The 19,556-nt window shown below is 74.5% G+C and carries 16 protein-coding genes; 10 read left to right on the top strand and 6 right to left on the bottom strand.

Features of this window, described 5'->3' with window-relative positions:
• Nucleotides 1-44: 44 nt before the first annotated feature.
• From CLT75_RS19250 to CLT75_RS19240, 3 genes are all read left to right on the top strand, one after another.
• Nucleotides 45-1,559, top strand: a complete 1,515-nt coding sequence (locus tag CLT75_RS19250; RefSeq protein ID WP_135241864.1) for a trypsin-like peptidase domain-containing protein — start codon at nt 45-47, stop codon at nt 1,557-1,559.
• A 135-nt stretch (nt 1,560-1,694) separates the two neighbouring features.
• Nucleotides 1,695-2,366: a BON domain-containing protein gene (locus CLT75_RS19245; protein ID WP_135241863.1), complete on the top strand. Its 672-nt coding sequence runs from the start codon at nt 1,695-1,697 to the stop codon at nt 2,364-2,366.
• 82 nt (nt 2,367-2,448) lie between these two features.
• A complete protein-coding gene (locus tag CLT75_RS19240; protein ID WP_486485354.1) occupies nt 2,449-3,561 on the top strand; it encodes a glycosyltransferase family 4 protein in 1,113 nt (370 codons plus the stop codon).
• A 4-nt stretch (nt 3,562-3,565) separates the two neighbouring features.
• Here the strand turns inward: CLT75_RS19240 and CLT75_RS19235 are convergent, their stop codons facing one another.
• Nucleotides 3,566-5,059 (bottom strand): serine/threonine-protein kinase, encoded by a 1,494-nt coding sequence (locus CLT75_RS19235; protein ID WP_135241861.1) that lies wholly within the window; start codon nt 5,057-5,059, stop codon nt 3,566-3,568.
• 179 nt (nt 5,060-5,238) lie between these two features.
• On the opposite strand from CLT75_RS19235, the gene CLT75_RS19230 reads away from it, so the two are divergent.
• The 5 genes from CLT75_RS19230 (at nt 5,239) to CLT75_RS19210 (ending at nt 11,813) form a co-directional block, all read left to right on the top strand.
• On the top strand, nt 5,239-6,072 hold the full coding sequence (locus CLT75_RS19230; RefSeq protein WP_135241860.1) for a patatin-like phospholipase family protein: 834 nt from the start codon (nt 5,239-5,241) through the stop codon (nt 6,070-6,072).
• Nucleotides 6,073-7,095: a 1-acyl-sn-glycerol-3-phosphate acyltransferase gene (locus CLT75_RS19225; protein ID WP_135241859.1), complete on the top strand. Its 1,023-nt coding sequence runs from the start codon at nt 6,073-6,075 to the stop codon at nt 7,093-7,095. It abuts the gene before it with no gap.
• Nucleotides 7,096-7,150: 55 nt separating this feature from the next.
• Nucleotides 7,151-7,471, top strand: a complete 321-nt coding sequence (cutA, locus tag CLT75_RS19220; RefSeq protein WP_030503202.1) for a divalent-cation tolerance protein CutA — start codon at nt 7,151-7,153, stop codon at nt 7,469-7,471.
• Between the two features lie 57 nt (nt 7,472-7,528).
• A complete protein-coding gene (locus CLT75_RS19215; protein ID WP_030275477.1) occupies nt 7,529-8,308 on the top strand; it encodes an IS5/IS1182 family transposase in 780 nt (259 codons plus the stop codon).
• A gap of 100 nt (nt 8,309-8,408) precedes the next feature.
• The gene (locus CLT75_RS19210) at nt 8,409-11,813 is read left to right on the top strand and encodes an SCO7613 C-terminal domain-containing membrane protein (protein ID WP_135241858.1); all 3,405 of its coding nucleotides are present in this window, start codon (nt 8,409-8,411) and stop codon (nt 11,811-11,813) included.
• Nucleotides 11,814-11,871: 58 nt separating this feature from the next.
• On the opposite strand, the gene CLT75_RS19205 is transcribed toward CLT75_RS19210, so the two are convergent.
• Nucleotides 11,872-12,651, bottom strand: coding sequence for an SDR family NAD(P)-dependent oxidoreductase (locus CLT75_RS19205; protein WP_135241857.1), 780 nt, complete (start codon nt 12,649-12,651; stop codon nt 11,872-11,874).
• A gap of 285 nt (nt 12,652-12,936) precedes the next feature.
• Here CLT75_RS19205 and CLT75_RS19200 point away from each other — a divergent pair, with 285 nt between their 5' ends.
• Nucleotides 12,937-13,989 (top strand): acyl-CoA desaturase, encoded by a 1,053-nt coding sequence (locus CLT75_RS19200; protein ID WP_135241856.1) that lies wholly within the window; start codon nt 12,937-12,939, stop codon nt 13,987-13,989.
• Between the two features lie 51 nt (nt 13,990-14,040).
• Here the strand turns inward: CLT75_RS19200 and CLT75_RS19195 are convergent, their stop codons facing one another.
• Nucleotides 14,041-14,805, bottom strand: a complete 765-nt coding sequence (locus CLT75_RS19195) for a hypothetical protein (RefSeq protein ID WP_135241855.1) — start codon at nt 14,803-14,805, stop codon at nt 14,041-14,043.
• Nucleotides 14,806-15,032: 227 nt separating this feature from the next.
• On the opposite strand from CLT75_RS19195, the gene CLT75_RS19190 reads away from it, so the two are divergent.
• Nucleotides 15,033-16,181 (top strand): FHA domain-containing protein, encoded by a 1,149-nt coding sequence (locus tag CLT75_RS19190; RefSeq protein WP_135241854.1) that lies wholly within the window; start codon nt 15,033-15,035, stop codon nt 16,179-16,181.
• Between the two features lie 79 nt (nt 16,182-16,260).
• Here CLT75_RS19190 and rocD read toward each other — a convergent pair whose 3' ends face one another.
• The 3 genes from rocD to CLT75_RS19175 all read right to left on the bottom strand — a co-directional run bounded on the left by rocD (nt 16,261) and on the right by CLT75_RS19175 (nt 19,455).
• Complete coding sequence (rocD, locus tag CLT75_RS19185; protein WP_209310472.1) at nt 16,261-17,475, bottom strand: ornithine--oxo-acid transaminase; 1,215 nt, start codon at nt 17,473-17,475, stop codon at nt 16,261-16,263.
• Entirely contained in the window at nt 17,475-18,290 is an 816-nt protein-coding gene (gene ddaH / locus CLT75_RS19180) for a dimethylargininase (protein WP_030271835.1), read from the bottom strand. The genes rocD and ddaH overlap by 1 nt, the downstream gene beginning before the upstream one ends.
• A gap of 286 nt (nt 18,291-18,576) precedes the next feature.
• Nucleotides 18,577-19,455: a DUF4190 domain-containing protein gene (locus CLT75_RS19175; protein ID WP_135241853.1), complete on the bottom strand. Its 879-nt coding sequence runs from the start codon at nt 19,453-19,455 to the stop codon at nt 18,577-18,579.
• Nucleotides 19,456-19,556 lie beyond the last annotated feature (101 nt).

Genomic DNA, 19,556 nt, shown 5'->3' with positions numbered 1-19,556 from the left:
GTGGATTCCAGGCTGGTGACAGTGCTACGGGGAAAGCTGGTGGCATGACCGACCACGAGACCGATCCGCAGCGGTCGCCGGCCCCCGCCGACGCCGAGCCGTCGCACCACACCGCCGAGCTGCCCCGCGTCGAGAGCGGGACGTCGGACTCCTCCAGCACCCCGGCCCCCGCGTCGGTTCCGGCCGACTCCCCGGCCGCCGGAACCGGCACGCCCGCCGGACACCCGAACCCGGCCGGCAGCGCCGCGGACGCTGCGCCCGCCGGGCCGTACCCGCCGCAGCCGGCGACACCGTCCGCGCCGCCGTACCCGGCCTCGGGGCAGCCGCACCCCTGGTACGGGCAGCAGCACCAGCAGGCCGGCTGGAACCAGCAGTCCGCCACCGGCTACCCGTCCACGCAGCACGGCGGGCCGGTGCCGTCGTACCAGGCGCAGCCGTACCAGACGCAGCAGGGCTACCAGCCGTACCAGCCCGGGCAGCAGATGCCGCAGTGGGGCCCGCAGCAGCCGGCCCGCCCCAGCCGGGCCGGGAAGTTCGTCGGCGCGGGCGCGCTGGCGCTGGTCCTGATGCTCGGCTCCGGCGCGGCCGGTGGCGCGCTCGCCCTCGCGTTCGACGGGGACGGACCCACCCGCACCTACTCCGCCGCCCCGGTGATCAACAGCGCCGACCTGCCGAAGATCGCGGCCTCCGTCCAGGACAGCATCGTCACGATCATGACGAACAGCGGTGAGGGCTCCGGGGTGATCCTCAGCGCCGACGGGTACGTGCTCACCAACAACCACGTCGTCGCCGGCGCCGGTGGCGACACCGTGCGGGTGGTCTTCGCCGACGGCAAGAGCGCCTCCGCGAAGATCGTCGGCACCGACCCGAAGACCGACCTCGCGGTGGTCCAGGCCAGTGGCGTGAGCAACCTGAAGGCGGCCAAGTTCGGCGACAGCGACGCCATGCAGGTCGGTGACCAGGTGCTCGCCCTGGGCAGCCCGCTCGGCCTCCAGGGCTCGGTCACCGCCGGCATCCTCAGCGCCCGCGACCGCACCATCCAGGCGGGCGAGGGCGGCCAGCAGAACCCGCAGCAGGGCGCCAGCTCGATCTCCGGCCTGCTCCAGACCGACGCCCCGATCAACCCGGGCAACTCCGGCGGCGCGCTCGTCAACACCCGCGGCGAGGTGATCGGCATCAACACCGCCATCGCCACCGCCGGGCAGGGCAGCACCGGAAACATCGGCGTGGGCTTCGCCATCCCGAGCAACAAGGCCAAGAACGTGGCCGAGAAGCTCCAGCGCGGCGAGAAGATCAGCCACCCCTCGCTCGGGGTGAGCGTGAACGGCGCCGAGGACGGCGGGGCGCTGGTCGCCGCCGTCACGCCCGGCAGCCCCGCCGAGAAGGCCGGGCTCCAGCGCGGCGACGTGATCACCAAGTTCGGCGACAAGGTGATCAACGACTCGAACGACCTGGTCGGCGCCGTGCAGGCCGGCAAGGTCGGCGACCGGGTCGAGGTGCAGTACAAGCGAAACGGATCCAGCGAGAGCGCAACCGTGACGCTCGCCGAGACGTCATAGTCCCGAGGACCTACCTCCCTCCCGGGCGGCGGGTGACGGAGCCAAGGGGGTTGGCTCCGTCACCCGCCGCCCCTCCTCGTTTCTCACCCGGTGCGGGTGAGCGCGCCTCACCCGCACCGGCGGGAGGGTCGGGGCATGACCACCACGTCCGCCGTGCGTACCGACCAGCAGATCCAGCGCGACGTCCTCGCCGAACTGGACTGGGACGCGCAGACCCGGGCCACCGAGATCGGCGTGACGGTCTCGCGGGGCGTCGTGACGCTCACCGGCCAGGTGGACAGCTACGCCCGGCGGTGGGCCGCCGAGCGCTGCGCCCACCGGGTACGCGGCGTCCGGGCGGTCGCCAGCGACCTGGCGGTCGACCTGCCCGCCACGGACCTGCGTACCGACGCCGACATCGCGATCGCGGCGAGCCGGGCGCTGGAGTGGGACAGCTTCGTGCCCGCCGAGCGGCTGGACGTGACCGTCGCCGACGGCTGGATCATGCTGCGCGGCGAGGTCGAGTTCGGCTTCCAGCGCCGTACCGCCGAACGGGAACTGCGCCGGCTGCGCGGCGTACGCGGGGTGACGAACCTGGTCGAGGTGCGGCCCCCGACGCCGCCGAGTGACGAGCAGAAGCGACTCGACCTGCGCGCCCTGCTGCTGCGGCGTACCGGGACCGAGCGGATCGACGCCCGGGTCGACGGCGACACGGTGGTGCTCGACGGCGTGGTGAGCGCCTGGTGGCAGCGCGAGGACGCGGAACGGGCCGCCTGGGCGCTGCCCGGCGTACGGGAGGTGCACGTCGGGATCGTGGTGTCCGGCTGACCGCCCGTCGTTTACCGCGGGCCGGGCCGGGAACCCGCGCGCAGCGGGGTACGCCGGGGACCGACGGGGAGGACTCGTGGCCGTGAACCAGCAGTCCTCGGAGCGCGCCTGGGCCGGGCCGTTGCGGATCGCCATGGTGGTGCCGCCGTGGCTCTCGGTGCCGCCGCCCGGCTACGGCGGGCTGGAGACGGTGGTGGCGGGCCTCGTCGACGCGCTTGTCGACCGGGGGCACCGCGTCACGCTGTTCGGCGCGGGCACCGAGCACGGCACCGCCGCCGACTTCGTCTCCACCTGTGACGACCTCCAGTACGAGCGGATGGGCGAGTCGCTGCCCGAACTGGCGCACCTGGCCCACGTGGACCGCCTTGTCGACCCGGCCGGCTTCGACCTGATCCACGACCACACCACGATCGGCCCGATGGTGGCCGGTCGTCGCCGCGTGCCCACAGTGGCCACCGTGCACGGCAACCCGGTCGGCGAGTACGGCACCGTGCTCGGCAACACCGACAGGGGGGTGGGCCTGGTCGCGATCTCGCATGCCCAGCGCCGCGCGAACCCGGGACTGCCCTGGGCGGGCACCGTGCACAACGCGATGCCGCTGCGGGACATCCCGCGCAAGCGCAGCCCGGGCGCGGGCCCGGTGCTCTGGCTGGCCCGGTTCAGCCCGGACAAGGGCCCGGACGTGGCGATCGCGGCCTGCCGGGCCGCCGGGCTGCCGCTCACGCTCGCCGGCAAGAGCAACGAGCCGGCCGAGCGCCGCTACCTGGAGCAGGTGGTCCGGCCGCTGCTCGGCGACGACGTGACGCTCGTGGTGAACGCGGACCGGGCGACCGCGCTGCGGCTGCTGCTGGACGCCCGCTGCCTGATCATGCCGATCCAGTGGGCGGAGCCGTTCGGCATGGTGATGGTGGAGGCGATGGCTACCGGTACGCCGGTGGTGGCGCTGGGCCGGGGCGCGGTGCCGGAGCTGGTCCGCGACGGGATCACCGGTTTCGTCTGCGAGCACCCCGGCGAGCTGCCGGCGGCGCTGCGGGCGGCGGCGGACCTGGATCCGGAGGACTGCGTCGCGCACGTCGCGGAGAACTTCTCGGTGGAGCGGATGGCCGCCGACTACGAGGCGGTCTACCGGGGCTTCCTGGCCGCGCGGGCACCCGCCCGGGCATCCCGGACGGTCGCGCCCGCCGTGGCCGGCTGACCGGTCAGGTCTGCCCGGCCACGAGTTCCGCCGCCGCGGCGTCGAGTCGCCGCGCGTACCCGGGGCTGATGCTGCCCTCCCGGCGACGCTCGTCGATCTTGCCGCGGAGCCGGTCCACGGCGGCGGTCACCTCGCCCTCGCCGTTCGCGGCGACCGCGTTGCGCAGCAGGTTGCGCAGGTCCACCCCGACGTCCTCGCGGATCTGGCCCTCGGTCAGCCCGGCCTCGATCAGCCCGTCCACCCGCTCGGCGGCGTCGGCCTGACCGGCGGCCGGCGGGCGGGCGCCCCCGCTCGGCGGCACCGACGTCGGCGCGGCCGGCGGCGTGGTGGCCGGCTCCTCGACCACCGGCGGGTCGGCGGGCGACGGCTGCACCGGCCCGGCGGTCGGCAGCACCCGCGGGTCCACCTGCCGGTCCGGCGTCAGCGCGGGCGCCAGCAGCGCCGCGGCGGCGACCACTGTGACGCCGACGGCGGCCAGCGTGAGGGTGCGGCGCCGGCGCGGCGCCGGCGGCGCGGCGGGATCCCGCCCCGGCTCCGGGCTCGGCGGCGCGGCGGGGGCCGGGCCCGGGGTCGGCGGCCCGGCCGGTTCCGGCCCGACCGGCGGCGGCGAGGTCAGCGCGGGCAGCGTCATGGTCGGCGCCAGCATGGTGGCGGCCTGCGGGTCGGCGGGCAGCAACTGGTCGCGCAGCACGGCGGCGACCCGGTGCGCGGTGGGCCGCCGGCGCGGGTCGCGGGCCAGGCAGCGCAGGCAGATGTCAGCGACCGGACCGGGCAGTCCCGGTACGTCGTCCAGTGTCGGCTCCGGACAGTCCGCGAGAGCCGCGCTCAGTTGCTCCCAGGTCTCCGCCGGGTACGGCGGGTGCCCGGTCAGCGTCTCGAACAGCAGCACGCCGAGCGAGTAGACGTCGGTGGCCGGCTGGGCGGGCGCGCCGTCGAGCCGTTCCGGCGCCACGTACGCCGGGGTGCCGAACGTGCCGCCGTCCTCGTCGTCGTCCGGCGCGCCGATCCGGGTGGCGATGCCGAAGTCGAGCACCTTCGCGCCGGTGCCGGTCATCATCACGTTGGCCGGGGTCACGTCGCGGTGCACGATGCCGAGCCGGTGTGCCGCGGCCAGCGCCTCGGCCACCTGCGCGCCCGTCTCCACCGCCTCCGGCCAGGGCAGCGGACCCTCGGTGAGCCGGTGTTCCAGCTCCTCGCCGCTGAGCAGCTCCATCACCACGAACGAGGTGATCGAGCCGTCCGGGGCCACCGTCTCGCCGTAGTCGTGCACGGCGGTGACGTGCGGGTGGTCGAGCTGGGCGGCGGAGCGGGCCTCCTCGCGCACCATGTCACGGAACCGGGCGTCGGCGGCGAGCGAGGGGGCGAGCACCTTGACCGCCACGATCCGGTCGAGCACCTCGTCGCGGGCACGCCAGATCACCGACATGCCACCGGCACCGATCCGGTCGATGAGCCGGTACCGCCGGGCCAGCAGACGGCCGGCCTGGAGTGTCGCCATCAGCTCGCACCTGCCTGGGCTCGGGAGCGCTATCAGGTTGCGGGAATGTGTCTGACCTGTCAACAGTCGTCCGGTTGACGATCGCGCTGCGTCACAACCCGGCCGGTGTCGCGTGACGGTCCGGTCACGGGCGGGGCGGCCGGGCGGCCGGGTGTGGGCCGCGTGCCAGGATGAACGGCATGGCAGCAGGTCCGGTGGCGTTCGTGCTCGGCGGCGGGGGAGTGCTCGGCGCGGTCGAGGTGGGCATGCTGCGCGCCCTGTTCCGCGCCCGGATCAAACCCGACATGGTGCTGGGTACGTCGATCGGCGCGGTCAACGGCGCCCTGGTCGCCGCCGACCCGACCGAGGCGGTCACCGACCGGCTGGTCCGGCTCTGGGCGTCGCCGGAGGCCAGCGAGGTGTACGGCGACTCGGTCGCCCGGCAGTTGCGCCGGTTCGCGGCACGTACCCACCTGCACTCACCCCGCCCGCTGTACCGCCTGCTGGAGAGCGCGCTGGGCGAGGACACCACCTTCGCCGACCTGGCCGTGCCGTTCCGTTGCTGCGCCGCGAACATCGAACGCGCGGCCGAGCACTGGTTCCACACCGGACCGCTGGTGCCGGCGGTGCTCGCCTCCGCCTCGGTGCCCGGGCTGCTGCCCCCGACCCAGATCGACGGCCAGCACTACATCGACGGCGGGGTGGTCAACTCGATCCCGGTCGGCGAGGCGGTGCTGCTCGGCGCGAAGCAGATCTTCGTGCTCCAGGTGGGCCGGATCGAACGCGAACTGACGCCGCCGCGCCGCCCCTGGGAGATCGCCCAGGTGGCGTTCGAGATCGCCCGCCGGCACCGGTTCGCGCGGGAGATGGCGGCGCTGCCCGAGGACGTCGAGGTGCACGTGCTGCCCACCGGCGGGCTGGAGCCGCGCGACGACAGCCCGTGGGCGTACCGGGACACGGCGGCGGTGGGACGGCGGATCAGCCGCGCGTACACTGCCTCCCGCCGATACCTGGACACCGCGCTGGAGCGCTGAATGCCGCTGCCACCCCGCTGGCTACGCCGGTTGGTGCTCGCCCCTGGTGTGGTGCTGCTGGCCTTCCTCGTGGTGACCACGCTGCCCGGCTGGGCGCTGCTGGCGCTCGCCGCGTCCCCGCTGGTGCCGGGACGGCTGCGGCCGCTGCGGCTGCTCTGGATCGGCACCGTCTACCTGGTCTGGGACGCCGCCGCGTTGCTCGCCCTGTTCCTGCTCTGGCTCGCCTCCGGCTTCGGCGTGTACAAGCGCGCGCCGGCCTTCCAGCGGGCCCACTACGTGCTGGCCGGCTGGTTCCTGCGGATCATGTTCTGGCAGGCCCGCTGGACGCTGCGGCTGAGCATCGACGTGGTCGGCACCGACCCGGACACCGCACTGCCCGGCCGCCCCGAGCTGGTGGTCTGCCGGCACGCCGGCCCCGGCGACTCGTTCATCCTGATCCACGCGCTGGTGAACTGGTTCAACCGGGAACCCCGGATCGTGCTCAAGGAGACCCTCCAGTGGGACCCGGCGATCGACGTGCTGCTCAACCGGCTGCCCAACCGGTTCATCGCGGCCGGGCCGGACGGGCGCGAGTCGGTGGCCCGGCAGGTCGGGCACCTGGCCACCGGCCTGGACGACGACGACGCCTTCGTGATCTTCCCGGAGGGCGGCAACTTCACCCCGGCGCGCCGGCTGCGTGCGATTGACCGGCTCCGGTCGCTCGGCCTGGAACGGATGGCGCGCCGCGCCGAGCGGATGCGGCACGTGCTCGCCCCGCAGCCGGGCGGGCTGCTCGCCGCGCTCGACGCCGCGCCGGACGCCGGCGTGATCTTCGTGGCGCACACCGGTCTGGACCAGATGCTCACCGTCGCGGACGTGTGGCGCGAGCTGCCGATGGACAAGCGGATCGTGATGCGGTTCTGGTCGGTGCCGCCGGAGGAGATCCCGGCCGGCAAGCAGGAACGCATCGACTGGCTGTTCGACTGGTGGGCCCGCATCGACAGGTGGATCGCGGACAACCGCGACGGCACCGTCGACGCCTGAGCCGATTCCCCGCGCCTGTTCGGCGTGGTGGCAGCGGGCCGCGTAGGGTGCGCTCGTGGAGCAGATCTGCGTGGTGACGACTGTGGTGGACGCCCGCGGGGTCGCGGACGTGCTGGCGGCCGCGGCCGTCGCCGGCCGGCTGGCGGCCTGCGCCCAGGTCGGCGGCCCGGTGGACAGCACCTACTGGTGGCAGTCGGCGATCCAGACCACCGCCGAGTGGCAGGTGCGGTTCAAGACCGCGCCGGACCGGGTGGACGCCCTGGTCGACCAGCTCCGCGCCAACCACCCGTACGAGGTGCCGGAGATCCTGGTCAGCCGGGAGGACAGCGGCAACCCCGGCTACACCGCCTGGGTGCGCGAGCAGACCCGGCCCTAAGGGACGTCTCGTAACCCCGGTGTCTGTCTAGTCAGGACGATCGGTCAGGATCCCTGGGTGCAGGTGATCACCGCAGCCAACCCTGACTGGATCTTCCCGTTCACTGGGCTGCAGCCCGCCCAGTTCTGCAAGCTGGTCCGGCTGGTCGCCGAACGCGGCGGGGACGGCATCGCCGACGGCCGGCCGGGTCGGCAGTGGGCCCTGGATCTCGCCGATCGGGTGCTGCTGGTCGCCACCTACTGGCGCACGAACCTGACCATGCGGCAGATCGGCCCGCTGTTCGGGGTGTCGCACTCCGCAGCGCACCGGGTCATCGACACCCTCGCGCCGCTGCTGGCCCTGGCGCCGGTGCGTAAACGGCCGGTCGAGCAGATCGCCATCGTCGACGGCACCCTGATCCCCACCCGCGATCACCGCCTGGCAGCCCGGAGCAAGAACTACCGGTACTCAACGAACCTGCAGGTCGCCATCGACGCCTCCACCCGCCTGGTCATCGCCGTCGGCGACCCGCAGCCCGGCAACCGCAACGACACCATCGTCTACCGCACCTCCGGCATTGCCGAGAAGCTGGACGGGCGGCCGGTGATGGCCGACGGCGGCTACCGCGGCAACCCCGAGGTGATCATGCCGTACCGCAAGCCCACCGACGGCAGCACACTGCCGGACTGGAAGGAAGCCCTCAACATCGAACACCGCACCGTCCGAGCAGGGGTCGAACACGCCCTGGCCAGGATGAAGTGCTTCAAGATCCTGCGCGACTACCGCCGCGCCGCCCACACATTGACCGACGCCGCTTCCGGCATCGCCAACCTCCACAACATCATCCTCGCCGGCTGACCACCGGCCCCATCCCACGCAACGCCTTCACCCAGTTACGAGACGTCCCTTAGGTACTCCTACTCTGTCCGTCCGCTCCGCCGCCCGCGAAGCTGGCCGGGTGGAGAACACCGGCTACCCCTGCCCCGGTTGCGGCGCCCCGGCCGACCTCGTCGCCGGATGCCGCGGCTGCGGCCGTCCGCCCTACCCGCCCGCCGCCGAGGTGGTCCGGCTGGACCGGGAGATCACCGAGTTGGTGCCGCGCGTCGAGGCGGCCCGGCTCGCGTACCAGGATCTGTCCGGCCGGCTGGTCACGGCCCGGCAGCGGCGGGCGGCGCTGGCCGCCCGGGTCCGTCAGGAGATCCCCGCGCCGCGCGCCGCCGGTCCCGCGCCGCTCCCGGCGCCGCCGCCGCGTCAAATTCCGCAGGCCCCCGTCCCGGTACGCCCCGGCGGCGCGGAGACCTCCACCCGCGCGGTCCAGGGCCTGCTGTTCGTGCTCGGTGGGCTGCTGCTCGGCACCGCCGCCGTGGTGTTCACCGCCGTCGCCTGGAGCACGTTCGGGGTGGCCGGCCGGGCGCTGATCCTGCTCGCCGTCACCGCGCTGGCCCTGGTCGCGCCGCTCGTCGCCCGGGCCCGCGGGCTGCGCGGCACCGCCGAGACGCTCGCCTCGGTGGCGCTGCTCCTGGTGGTCCTGGACGGATCCGCCGCCTGGTCGGTGGACCTGTTCGGGGTGACCGGCCTGCCCGGCAGCCGGTACGCGGCGCTGGTAACGGCGGGCAGCGCCGCGGTGGCCGCCGGGTACGCACTGGTCAGCCGTCTCACCGCACCCTGGTTCGCGGCGTGGCTGCTCGCGCAGCCGGTGCTGCCGCTGGCCGCTGCCGCGTTCCGGCCCACCGCCGCCGGCTGGGCGTTGGTGCTGACCGCCGTGGCGCTCGGTGACCTCGCGGTCGTGGTCGTGCTGCGCCGCCGTACCTCCGGCAATCGCACGGCGCTCGCGGCCGGGCGGGTGCTGGGCTGGACCGGGCACGGCACGGCGCTGGTCCTGGCGGCCGGCTGCGCGCTGGTGCCGCTGGCGGTCGGCCACGCGGCGGGCATCCCGCTGCTGGCCGGCGGCCCGCTGCTGGTGGTGGCGCTGGCGCTGGTCGCCGGCGCGCTCGCCGCGGGTGGCCGCCTCTGGCGCGCGACGACCACCGGGCTGCTGGTGCCGGTGCTCGCAGTCGCGCTGATCCGGCCGGTCGCCGAGTGGCGGTCCGGGCTGCTGCTGATCGCCGCCGGCCTCGTGGTGGCGGCGCTCGCCGGTGCGGTCCGTGCGCTGCCGGCGCCGGTCCGGACCGGTCCGCTCGTGGGCGCGCTCGCCGTGGCCGCCGTGCTGGGCCAGGTGGCGGTCGTGCTCACCGGCCTGGTCGCCGCGTCTACCGCGAGCGTCGGCTTCCCGGCCTGGCAGGGCGGTCGGGACGTGCCGGTCCCGTCCTGGGGCTGGCAGCTTCCGGTGGCGTTGCTGCTGACCGCCGGGGCGGTCGCGCTGCTGACGCCCCGGGCCGTCCGGCCGCTCGCCGGCGTGGCCGCCGCCGGGCTGGTCGCCCTCGCCGCGCCGGCAGTGACGGCGACGCCGTGGCCGCTGGTGCTGGTCGTGGACCTCGCGACCGCCGCCGCGCTGCTGCTGGCGGCGGTGGCCCGGCCGCGCGGGGGACGGGTCGTCGTGCCGGTCACCGCGTCGGCCGGGGCGGTACTGCTCGGGCACGCGCTGCTCGTCGGCTGCGCCGCCCCGGGCGGGGCCGTGGCCGTGCTCGCCGTGACCGCGGTGCTCGGCGTGGCGCTCGCCGCGCTGGGCCGGCGCGGGCGGGACGCGCAGCCGGTGGTGGGCGGCGTGGCGCTGGCGGTGGCGCTGCTCGCCGTACCGGCGGCCGCGGCGGTCGCGCTGCTCGGCCTCGGTGCGCCGCTCTGGTGGCAACTGCGGGGTGCCCTCGCCGCCGTCGTGGTGCCGGTCGTCGTCGTCCTCGCCGTCCGTCGCCTGTGGACCGATCTGAGCGGGTACGCCTCGACGGGGCTCGCCGTGGCGCTCGCCGGGACCGGCCTCGTGCCGCTCGTCGCGCCGGGCGGGGAACCGGTGGCGCCGTACGCCACGGCGGGAGTGCTGCTGGCGCTCGCCGCCGGGGCCGGCTCCCGGCCGGTGGTCGCGCTGCGCGCGGTCGGCGGCGCGCTGGCCGTCGTGGCGTTGCTGGCCGTGTCCCCGGCGGTGCTGACAGTGCTCGTGGACCTGCCGGTGCAACCCTGGTCCGGAGTGCCCGCCGCCGCGGCGGCGTCGGCCGGGACCGCCCGCGCCGGGCTGGTGCTGCTGCTCCTGGGCGTCGCCGCCGGGGCGTACGCCGCGACGGATCGCCGCGTCGCCTGGTGGCTCGCCGCGCTGCCGTTCGGCGCTGTCGCGCTGCCCGTGCTGGCGGAGGCGGCCGGTGCGCCCTGGCCGGTGGTGCCGGCTGTGGCGTTCGGCGTCGGGCTGGCCGCGCTGCTGGTCGCCGCGCTCACCGGTGCCCGCCCGAGGGTGCTCGTGCCGCTCGGGGCGGTGCTCGCCGTACCCGGGTTCGGTGGCCTGCTCGCCACCCGGGCGCTGACGCTCGCCGCACTCGGGGCGCTGGTGGTGGCCGGTGCCGTGACCGGGGCGGCCGGGCGGCCGGCGGTGGTCCGGATCGCGGGGTGGCTGGGTGCCGTCACGGCAGCGACCGGGTTCGCGGTCACCGCGTCACTGGCGGCGGGGCTGCCGCTGCGTACCGCGGCGTTCGCCGCCCTGGCCGTCGCGGCGGTGACGCTGCACGCGGCGCCGCTGCTGCGCGTGGTCCGAGGGCCGGGCGGTGTCGGCGCGGGGCGGGCCGGTATGTGGGCGCTGGAGGCGGCGGCGCAGGCCGTGGCGCTGCTCGCGCTGCTGCTCACCGGCGGCTCGCTGCGGTACGCGGCGGCGGTCTGCGTGCTGTGGGGGGTGGCCGTCGCGGTCCGGGTGCCGCGCCGGGGCGAGTCGCCGGCCGGGCGTCGCGTGCTGGCGGCGGTGGCCGCCGGCAGCGAGCTGGTCGGCGGCTGGCTGCTGCTCGCAGCGGGCGGAGTCGTCGTGCTGGAGGCGTACACGCTGCCGGCGGCGGCGATCGCCCTGGGCGCCGGGCTGCTGGCGCTGCGGCGCCGGCCCGGGCTGACCAGTTGGCTGGCGCTCGGCCCGGGACTCGGTGCGGCGTTCCTGCCGAGCCTCGTGTCGGTGCTGGTCTCCGGCGAGCCGCAGCCGTGGCGGCGGCTGGCACTCGGCGCGACGGCGCTCGCCGTCGTGCTCGGCGGGGCGACCCGGCGCTGGCAGGCGCCGGTGGTGCTGGGCGCGGCCACGCTGGTGCCGCTGGCGCTGCACGAGCTGGCCCGGGGCTGGGACCTGCTGCCCCGCTGGATCTTCCTGGGAGTGGGTGGGCTGCTGCTGATCGGGCTGGCCGCCACCTACGAGCGGCGCCGGCGCGACCTGGTCCGGCTGCGCGACGCCGTCGCCCGGCTCGGCTGACCGGCGGGGGATGCGGCCCGGGCGGGAGACGATCCCGGCCCGGGCCGATCCGTTCGCCTCACCTGATCGGCGAACCACCGTCGACCGGGATGGTGTGGCCGTGGATGAAGGACGCGTCGTCGCTGGCGAGGAAGCAGACCGCGCGGGCGATCTCGTGCGGCTCGCCGTACCGGCCGGCGGGCGCCTGCATGGTCAGGTCGTAGAACGGGAAGTCGCTGGTGATCTCCGCGCCCTCGAAGGCGGCGGTCTTGATCACGCCGGGGCCGATGCCGACCGCACGGATGCCCTGGTGGCCGTAGTCGTAGGCGATCTGCTTGGTGAGCCCGATGACGCCGTGCTTGGCGGTGGTGTACTCCGCGCCGACCTCGCTGGCGACCACGCCGGACGCCGACGACACGTTGATCACGACGCCCTTGCCGCGCTCCAGCATGTGCGGCAGTGTGGCCTTCGTGGCGAGGAAGACGCCCTTCAGGTCGACCTCCATCACGCGGTCCCACTGGCTGTTCTCGATCTCCAGCAGCGGCACGTACGCGCCGAACACCCCGGCGTTGTTCACCAGCACGTCGATGCGCCCGTACGCGTCGAGGGCGGCGCTCACCATGGCGCGCACCGAGTCCTCGTCGGTGACGTCGGCCGCCACCGCCACTGCGTCGCCGCCGGCTTCCCTGACGCGCGTGACTGTCGCCTCGGCGCGTTCCAGGGAGAGGTCGGAGACGACCACCTTCGCGCCCTCGGCGGCCAGCTCGACGCACATGGACATGCCGAGTCCGGAGCCGACCTGGTCCGGGCTGAAGCCGCCGCCCGTCACGAGCACCACCTTGTCTGTCAATCCACGCACCGCGCTGTCTCCCGTCTGTCGATCACCGTGCGGCCTGCACCTCGGCCGTTCGGATGAATGCCACTCATCTTTACGTACAGATTAGCTGGTCAGAGGGGGTGCGCCCACCGACGAGAGGGGCCACGACGGTGTGACGAAGATCGTTTGCGTCGCTCCGGTCCGGAGGGGTAGGGACAGCACCACCCCGGAGCCGGGGGTCTGCGGGATTACCCACGGCGACGCTCATTGCCAGAATTGGTGACGGAGAGTCGCGTACGGAGCGTGGCTCGCGGCATCGGGGGCGACATGACCACTTCCACGTCGACGGAACCCGCGGCACGGCGGGGCAGCGACTACGCGCGGCTGTCCCGCCGGATCGCCGAGGCGGGACTGCTCGAGCGGCGGCCCGGCCGCTACGCGCTGCGGATCGCGCTCACGCTCGGCACATTCCTGGCCGGCTGGGTCGTGGTGGCGCTCGTCGGCGACTCGTGGTGGCAGGTGCCGCTGGCGGTGGTGATGGCGGTGGCCACCACGCAGGTGGCGTTCCTCGGCCACGACGCCGGGCACCGGCAGATGTTCCGCCGGCGCGGGCCGAGCGAGGCGGCCGGACTGGTCGCCGGCAACCTCGCGGTCGGGCTCAGCTACGGCTGGTGGGTGGACAAGCACAACCGGCACCACGCCAACCCGAACCACACCGACGAGGATCCGGACGTCGGCGCGGGCGCGCTGGTCTGGACGTACGAGCAGGCGATGGCGACGCGCGGCCTGAGCCGGTGGATGGCCCGCCGCCAGGCGTGGCTGTTCTTCCCGCTGCTGCTGCTGGAAGGGCTGGCGCTGCACGTGGCGAGCGTGCAGGCGCTCATCGGCCGGGAACCGGACGGGCGGTGGCGGGTGCCGATGCGGCACCGGGCCGTGGAGGCGCTGCTGCTCGCCGCGCACGCCGCCGGCTACCTCGGGCTGCTGTTCGCGGTCATGTCACCGGGCAAGGCGCTGCTGTTCGTCGCCGTGCACCAGGGGCTGTGGGGCCTCTACATGGGCTGCTCGTTCGCCCCGAACCACAAGGGCATGCCGATGCCCACCGCCGACGACGAGTTGGACTACCTGCGCAAGCAGGTGCTGACCTCGCGCAACGTCCGCGGCGGCCGGTTCGTCGACCTGGCGCTGGGCGGGCTCAACTACCAGATCGAGCACCACCTGTTCCCGAACATGCCGCGCGCCAACCTGCGCCGGGCCCGGCCGCTGGTGATGGCGTACTGCGCCGAGCAGGGCGTCCCGTACGCGGAGACCGGGCTGTTCGAGTCGTACCGGCAGGCTCTGGCGCACCTGCACGACGTGGGCAGGCCGCTGCGCGCGGCCTGAGCGCGGCGGGCCGGGCGGGGGGCGAGTGGGGCGCCCCCGCCCGGCGCCGGGTCAGGACCGGGTGCCCGAGAAGGCCGCGGCGATCTCCGCCGGTGCCTTCTCCGCCGCACCGGGCGCGGGCGGGCTCAGCCGCACCGGCGTGCCGAACTCGGAGTAGGTGACAGACATCTGGTCGAGCGACGCGTCGATGGGCGTCATGTCCAGCGTGAAGGTGCTGAGGCGCCCCTGCTCGTCGACGGTCGCGGTGAACGGCAGGGCCTTCGCCTTGTCACCCGCCGCCGTGAGCGCCTTCCCGGTGGCGCCGCTGCGCGTGTAGTCGAGCGTCCCGGCGTACGAGCGGTCACCCGAGGCGCGGACGTCGACCACCGCTGCGAGCAGCTTCTTCACCCCGCCCGGGTCGTCCACCGGCATCACGCCGTCGCCGGTGTCCATGCGCAGCCACTTCCGGGAACCGCCGAGCCGCTCGCCCAGCTCGCCGTCGAACTTGACCCAGGTGTCGGCGCCGATGACCAGCATGCGCACCTCACCGAACGCGGCCATCGTCAGGGTGGTCTGCATGGTGCGGGCCCGCGGATCGGTCACACCGTGCGCGCTGAGCATGGCCGAGTCCAGCTTGACCCGCAGCGTCTGCTCGTTGAGCTTCTCGATGGCGGCGGTCAGTTCGTCACGCGGCGTCGTCGCCGGGCTCGCGGAGCCCGCAGCGGCGGCCCGTTCGGCTGGCGCGTCCGCTCCGGTCCGGTCCCCGCATCCGGTCAGACCGAGACCGAGCACCGCGACGATCGCGACCCCCGTGGTCGCCAGCCGTCGTTTCGTCATCAGTGATGTTCCTCCGCAAAAAGGGCCCCACCGGGGGCCGGACGATCAATGTAACGGCACCCGCCGGGTGGCGTGCGCCCCTTTTCCGCAGTGCGCGGCGAGGCCGCCGACGGGGGTGGCCGGTAGGGTCGTCGCATGGTGGAGGGCGCGCCGCGGTGGTGGCGCGCGGCGCGGCGGGCCGACCGGCCCCGGCCGCGTCACGGGACGACATCGTGCGGAGCTGCGGCATGAGATTCGAGATCAGCAAGGTGCTCGACGCCATCGAGGGTCGGGTCTGCACCGATCCGTCGCTGGCCAGGGCCGTGGTCGACCTGGCCGAGGTGATCCGCTGGCAGAACCTGGACGGCGGCCGACCGGCCAGCCTGCTGCGGCTCGGCATGGTGATCGACGCGCTGTCCCGGCAGATCGGCGAGGACAGCGTCCCGGTCTACGCGATCGTGCACCGGGCGCTGCTGTCCGACGCCGACCTGACCTCCAACGAGCGGATGGTGGTGCGCCGGTGGGCCGACGACGGCCTGGTGGAGGTGCTCGACCAGCCCGGTGACCGGATGCTGGAGGTGGCCGACCTGCTCGGCCTGCCGGTGCTGACCCGGGCGCGGCTGGACGGGCTCGTCGGGCGGTACCCGTGGGTCGCGCAGGCGGGCCGGGTGCTCGCCCCGGTGCCGGGCGCCGGCGGGCCGGTCTTCATCGCGCACGTCGGCGGCGGGCAGGACCCGGCCACCGGGAGCCGCTCACCCGCCGGCGTCAAGGTGCTCTCCCGCAAGTGGCGCTGTCCCGAGCCGGGCTGCGCGCTGTTCGGCGGCGGTGGGGGCGGCGGAGCCTTCGCCGACCTGGCCGCCGTGGACCGGGTGCCGGCCGAGCAGCCGCCGCCCACGCTGCGTACCGGCGCGCCGACCTGCCCCCGGCACGGCGCGCGGCTCTCCGACGCCGGCCCGCGCCCGCGTACCGCGGTGCTCGCGGCGCGCATCGGCGGACTGGTCCGCAAGCGGTTCGTGCTCACCGAGACCGAGCCGGTGGCGATCGGCCGGGCGCCGGACGGCCCGGGTGGGGTGACGCTCGGCCAGTGGCTCAACGACGAGGCCCGCCGCTGGATCAGCCGCAGCCACATCCGGCTGGAGCTGCGGGTGGGCGAGGTGGTGGTCACCGACACCAGCACCAACGGCTCCGGCGTACGCCCCGGCGGCTCGATGGCCGAGCACGAGCGGATCGCGCTGGCGCCGCAGCAGTCCCGGGTGCTCGCCGAGGGCGACCTGATCGAGCTGTACCCGGGCGTGCAGGTCGGCCGCGCCGACGACATGACCAGCGACGCGAAGTACACCCCGAACTCGGTGATGGCCGAGGCACCGACCATGGCGATGCGGCTGCCGCGTCAGTGACGGGCACGTGCGAAGGCGCCGGGACCGTCGTGGTCCCGGCGCCTTCTCGCGTACTGAGTGAGCCTCGTCGCGTTCGGCCTCAGCCGGCCAGCACGGCGGCGAGCTGCGCCACCGCGTGGTCGATCTCATCCTCGGTGATCACCAGCGGCGGGGCGAGCCGGATGGTCGAGCCGTGCGTGTCCTTGGCGAGCACACCCCGCTCCATCAGCCGCTCGCACGCCTGCCGGCCGGTCATCAGCGCCGGGTCGATGTCCAGCCCGGCCCACAGGCCGCGACCGCGTACCGCCACCAGGCCCTTGCCGATCAGGCCGCGCAGGCCGGCGTGCAGCCGCTCGCCCAGCTCGGCCGAGCGGCGCTGGAACTCGCCGGTCGCCAGCAGCCGGACCACCTCGGTCGCGACCGCGCAGGCCAGCGGGTTGCCGCCGAACGTCGAGCCGTGCTGGCCCGGCTGGAGCACACCCAGCACGTCCCGGTTCGCGGCCACCGCCGACACCGGCACGATGCCGCCGCCGAGCGCCTTGCCCAGCAGGTACATGTCCGGCTCGACGCCCTCGTGCTCGCAGGCGAACGTGGCGCCGGTACGCCCCAGCCCCGACTGGATCTCGTCGGCGACGAACAGCACGTTGCGCTCGGTGCAGACCCGGCGCACACCCGGCAGGTAGCCCTCCGGCGGCACCACGACGCCCTGCTCACCCTGGATCGGCTCCAGCAGCACGGCCACCGTGTTCTCGTCGATCGCCGCGGTCAGCGCGTCCAGGTCGCCGTAGGGGACCACTGTGAAACCCGGGGTGTACGGCCCGAAGTCGGCGCGCGCGTCCTCGTCGGTGGAGAAGCTGACGATGGTGGTCGTACGGCCGTGGAAGTTGCCCTCCGCCACCACGATGTTGGCCTGGCCCGGCGTGACGCCCTTGACCTGGTAGCCCCACTTGCGGGCCACCTTGATGCCGGTCTCCACCGCCTCGGCGCCGGTGTTCATCGGCAGCACCAGGTCCTTGCCGCAGAGCGCGGCCAGCTCGCGGCAGAAGTCGGCGAACTGGTCGTGGATGAACGCGCGGCTGGTCAGCGTGAGCCGGTCGAGCTGCGTGTGTGCGGCCTCGATCAGCTTCGGGTGCCGGTGGCCGAAGTTCAGCGCCGAGTATCCCGCCAGGCAGTCCAGGTAGCGGCGGCCGTCCACGTCGGTCAGCCAGGCGCCCTCGGCCGACGAGATCACCACGGGCAGCGGGTGGTAGTTGTGCGCCGTGTGACGCTCCGCGTCCCGGACCGCGGACGGAGTCCGCAGCATGTCGTCGATGATCACTTGCTCGCCTTTCCCTGACGGAGTCGCAACGTGCAGCACTTCGGTCCGCCGCCGGCCTTGCGCAGCTCGGACAGGTCGATCCCGATGGTCTCGTAACCCCGGTCGCGCAGTTTCGCGGCCAGGTCGGTGGCCTGCGCGGGCAGCACCACGTGCCGGCCGTCGCTCACCGCGTTCAGGCCCAGCACCTCGGCGTCGGCCATGGTGGCGTGGATCGCGTCCGGGAACAGGCGGCGCAGCACCGCCCGGCTGCCGGGGGAGAACGCCTCCGGCAGGTACGCCACGGTGCGCTCGTCGAGCACTGTCAGCGCGGTGTCCAGGTGGTAGAAGCGGGGGTCCACGAGCTGCATGGTGATCACCGGGTAGCCGAAGACCTCCTGGAGCTGCGCGTGCGAGGCGTGCGCGGTGCGGAACCCGGTGCCGGCGAGCAGGTGGTCACCGGCCAGCAGGACGTCGCCCTCGCCCTCGTTGACGTGCTTCGGGTCGTACATCTCGAAGCCGGCGCCCTCGAACCAGGCCCGGTAGGCGGGCGCCTCGTCGGCGCGCTGCGGGTCGCGGAACTGCACCGCCATGGCCTTGCCGTCGATCACGGTGCCGCCGTTCGCGGCGAAGACCATGTCCGGCAGGCCGGCGACCGGCTCGATCAGGTCGACCTCGTGGCCCAGGTCCAGGTACGTGCGCCGAAGCTGCTCCCACTGCCGGATCGCCAGGTCGGCGTCGACCGGGGCGGTGGGGTCCATCCACGGGTTGATCGCGTAGTCGACGGCGAAGTACGTCGGCCGGCACATCAGAAAGCGCTGGCGGATGGCGTCCATCGTCATGTCGTGCTCCCAGGGTCGGGCGCGCCCGGCCACCGTCGGCCCACGGGCTGGCGCCGTGGTCCAACGTTATGCGGCCCGGGTAGACGACATCCACCGTGGGAAGTTGCGTTCGGCAGCGGATCGTTGCGTTGAATCGGTCAGCGACGAGCGATCGTTGCGCCGACGCCGGACACACTTCGGGGGCGGCGAACCGCCGCCCCCGAAAGAGGTGTTGCCCGGCCGGTGAACCACCGGAACTGATCGGGCTGGCCGGCCCTGCCGGCGATCGGGACAGTGCCCGTCAGAACCAGGCACCAAACTGTGAGTCAAGCCACTCGCGGAAGCGGCCCACCCAGTCGCCGTCGGTGGTCGGCCAGTCGAACTGGCCGGTCATCGCCACGATGCCGAGCACCACGGCGGCCAGGCCGACCGCGATGCCGATCAGCGCGTCGGTCTTGCCGGCCACGTGCCGCCGACGGGTGGCGATCAGACCCAGCATCGCCAGCACGGCACCCACCGCGCCGACGCCGATGCCGTACCCGGCGAGCGTGCCGGAAAGCACGAACATCGCCCCGACCACCGAGACGATCAGGCCGAGCGTGGCGAGCAGGCTGGCCCGCGGACGCTTGGTGGTGTACGGCTCCGGGCGGTCCACCCGGCCGTCGCCGTCGGTGTCCGTACCGTCGGGGCGGCCGTCCCGGTCGAGGTCGGTGCGGTCCGGACGGCCGTCGCGGTCCAGGTCCACGGTGCGCTCGGCGGCGGGCGTCGCGCCGGCGGTCCGCACGTCGGTCACCGGAGCGGTCCGCGTGTCGGCGTCGACCCGGCGGCCGGTGACCGCACGTGCCGCCGCGCCCCGGTCCGCGGCCCGTCGCCGCGCCTCCGCATCCCGCTCGTCGTCGGCCGCCGCGATCCGGGCGTCGGTCGTCGTGGCCGCCGTCCGGCCGTCGGTGGCCGTGGCCGCGCCGAGGTCGCGTGCGTCCCGGTCGGTCGCCGCGTCCCGGGCGCGCTCGTCGTCGGTCGCGGTGGCGGCGCTGCGGTACGTGGTCCGCTCCTCGTCGCGGTCGGTGACCACGGGCCGGTCGGCCGGCTGCTCGGCGGTCCGGTCGCGCTCGTCGACCACGCCGTCGCCGTTGGTATCGGTACTGGTCGCCGGAGAGTTCCGGCGGGACAGGATCTTCACGATGGCACCTCCTGATCCAGGCGCGGAGGCCGCGCATGACATGCAGGAAGTACCCAGGTGTGCCGAAATCGACACCCCTGGGTCCGCTCCGCACACTCAGG

This window comes from Micromonospora sp. CNZ285, assembly GCF_004637285.1.
This window is presented reverse-complemented; position numbering and strand designations above follow the sequence as displayed.

What these genes read in the sequence shown, in the direction of transcription:
- CLT75_RS19225 (WP_135241859.1), top strand. Translation starts at nt 6,073, where the DNA reads ATGCCGCTGCCACCCCGCTGGCTACGCCGGTTGGTGCTCGCCCCTGGT.
- CLT75_RS19230 (WP_135241860.1), top strand. Translation starts at nt 5,239, where the DNA reads ATGGCAGCAGGTCCGGTGGCGTTCGTGCTCGGCGGCGGGGGAGTGCTC.
- ddaH (WP_030271835.1), bottom strand. Translation starts at nt 18,290, where the DNA reads ATGGACGCCATCCGCCAGCGCTTTCTGATGTGCCGGCCGACGTACTTC.
- CLT75_RS19245 (WP_135241863.1), top strand. Translation starts at nt 1,695, where the DNA reads ATGACCACCACGTCCGCCGTGCGTACCGACCAGCAGATCCAGCGCGAC.
- CLT75_RS19190 (WP_135241854.1), top strand. Translation starts at nt 15,033, where the DNA reads ATGAGATTCGAGATCAGCAAGGTGCTCGACGCCATCGAGGGTCGGGTC.
- CLT75_RS19250 (WP_135241864.1), top strand. Translation starts at nt 45, where the DNA reads ATGACCGACCACGAGACCGATCCGCAGCGGTCGCCGGCCCCCGCCGAC.
- CLT75_RS19200 (WP_135241856.1), top strand. Translation starts at nt 12,937, where the DNA reads ATGACCACTTCCACGTCGACGGAACCCGCGGCACGGCGGGGCAGCGAC.
- CLT75_RS19195 (WP_135241855.1), bottom strand. Translation starts at nt 14,805, where the DNA reads ATGACGAAACGACGGCTGGCGACCACGGGGGTCGCGATCGTCGCGGTG.
- CLT75_RS19235 (WP_135241861.1), bottom strand. Translation starts at nt 5,059, where the DNA reads ATGGCGACACTCCAGGCCGGCCGTCTGCTGGCCCGGCGGTACCGGCTC.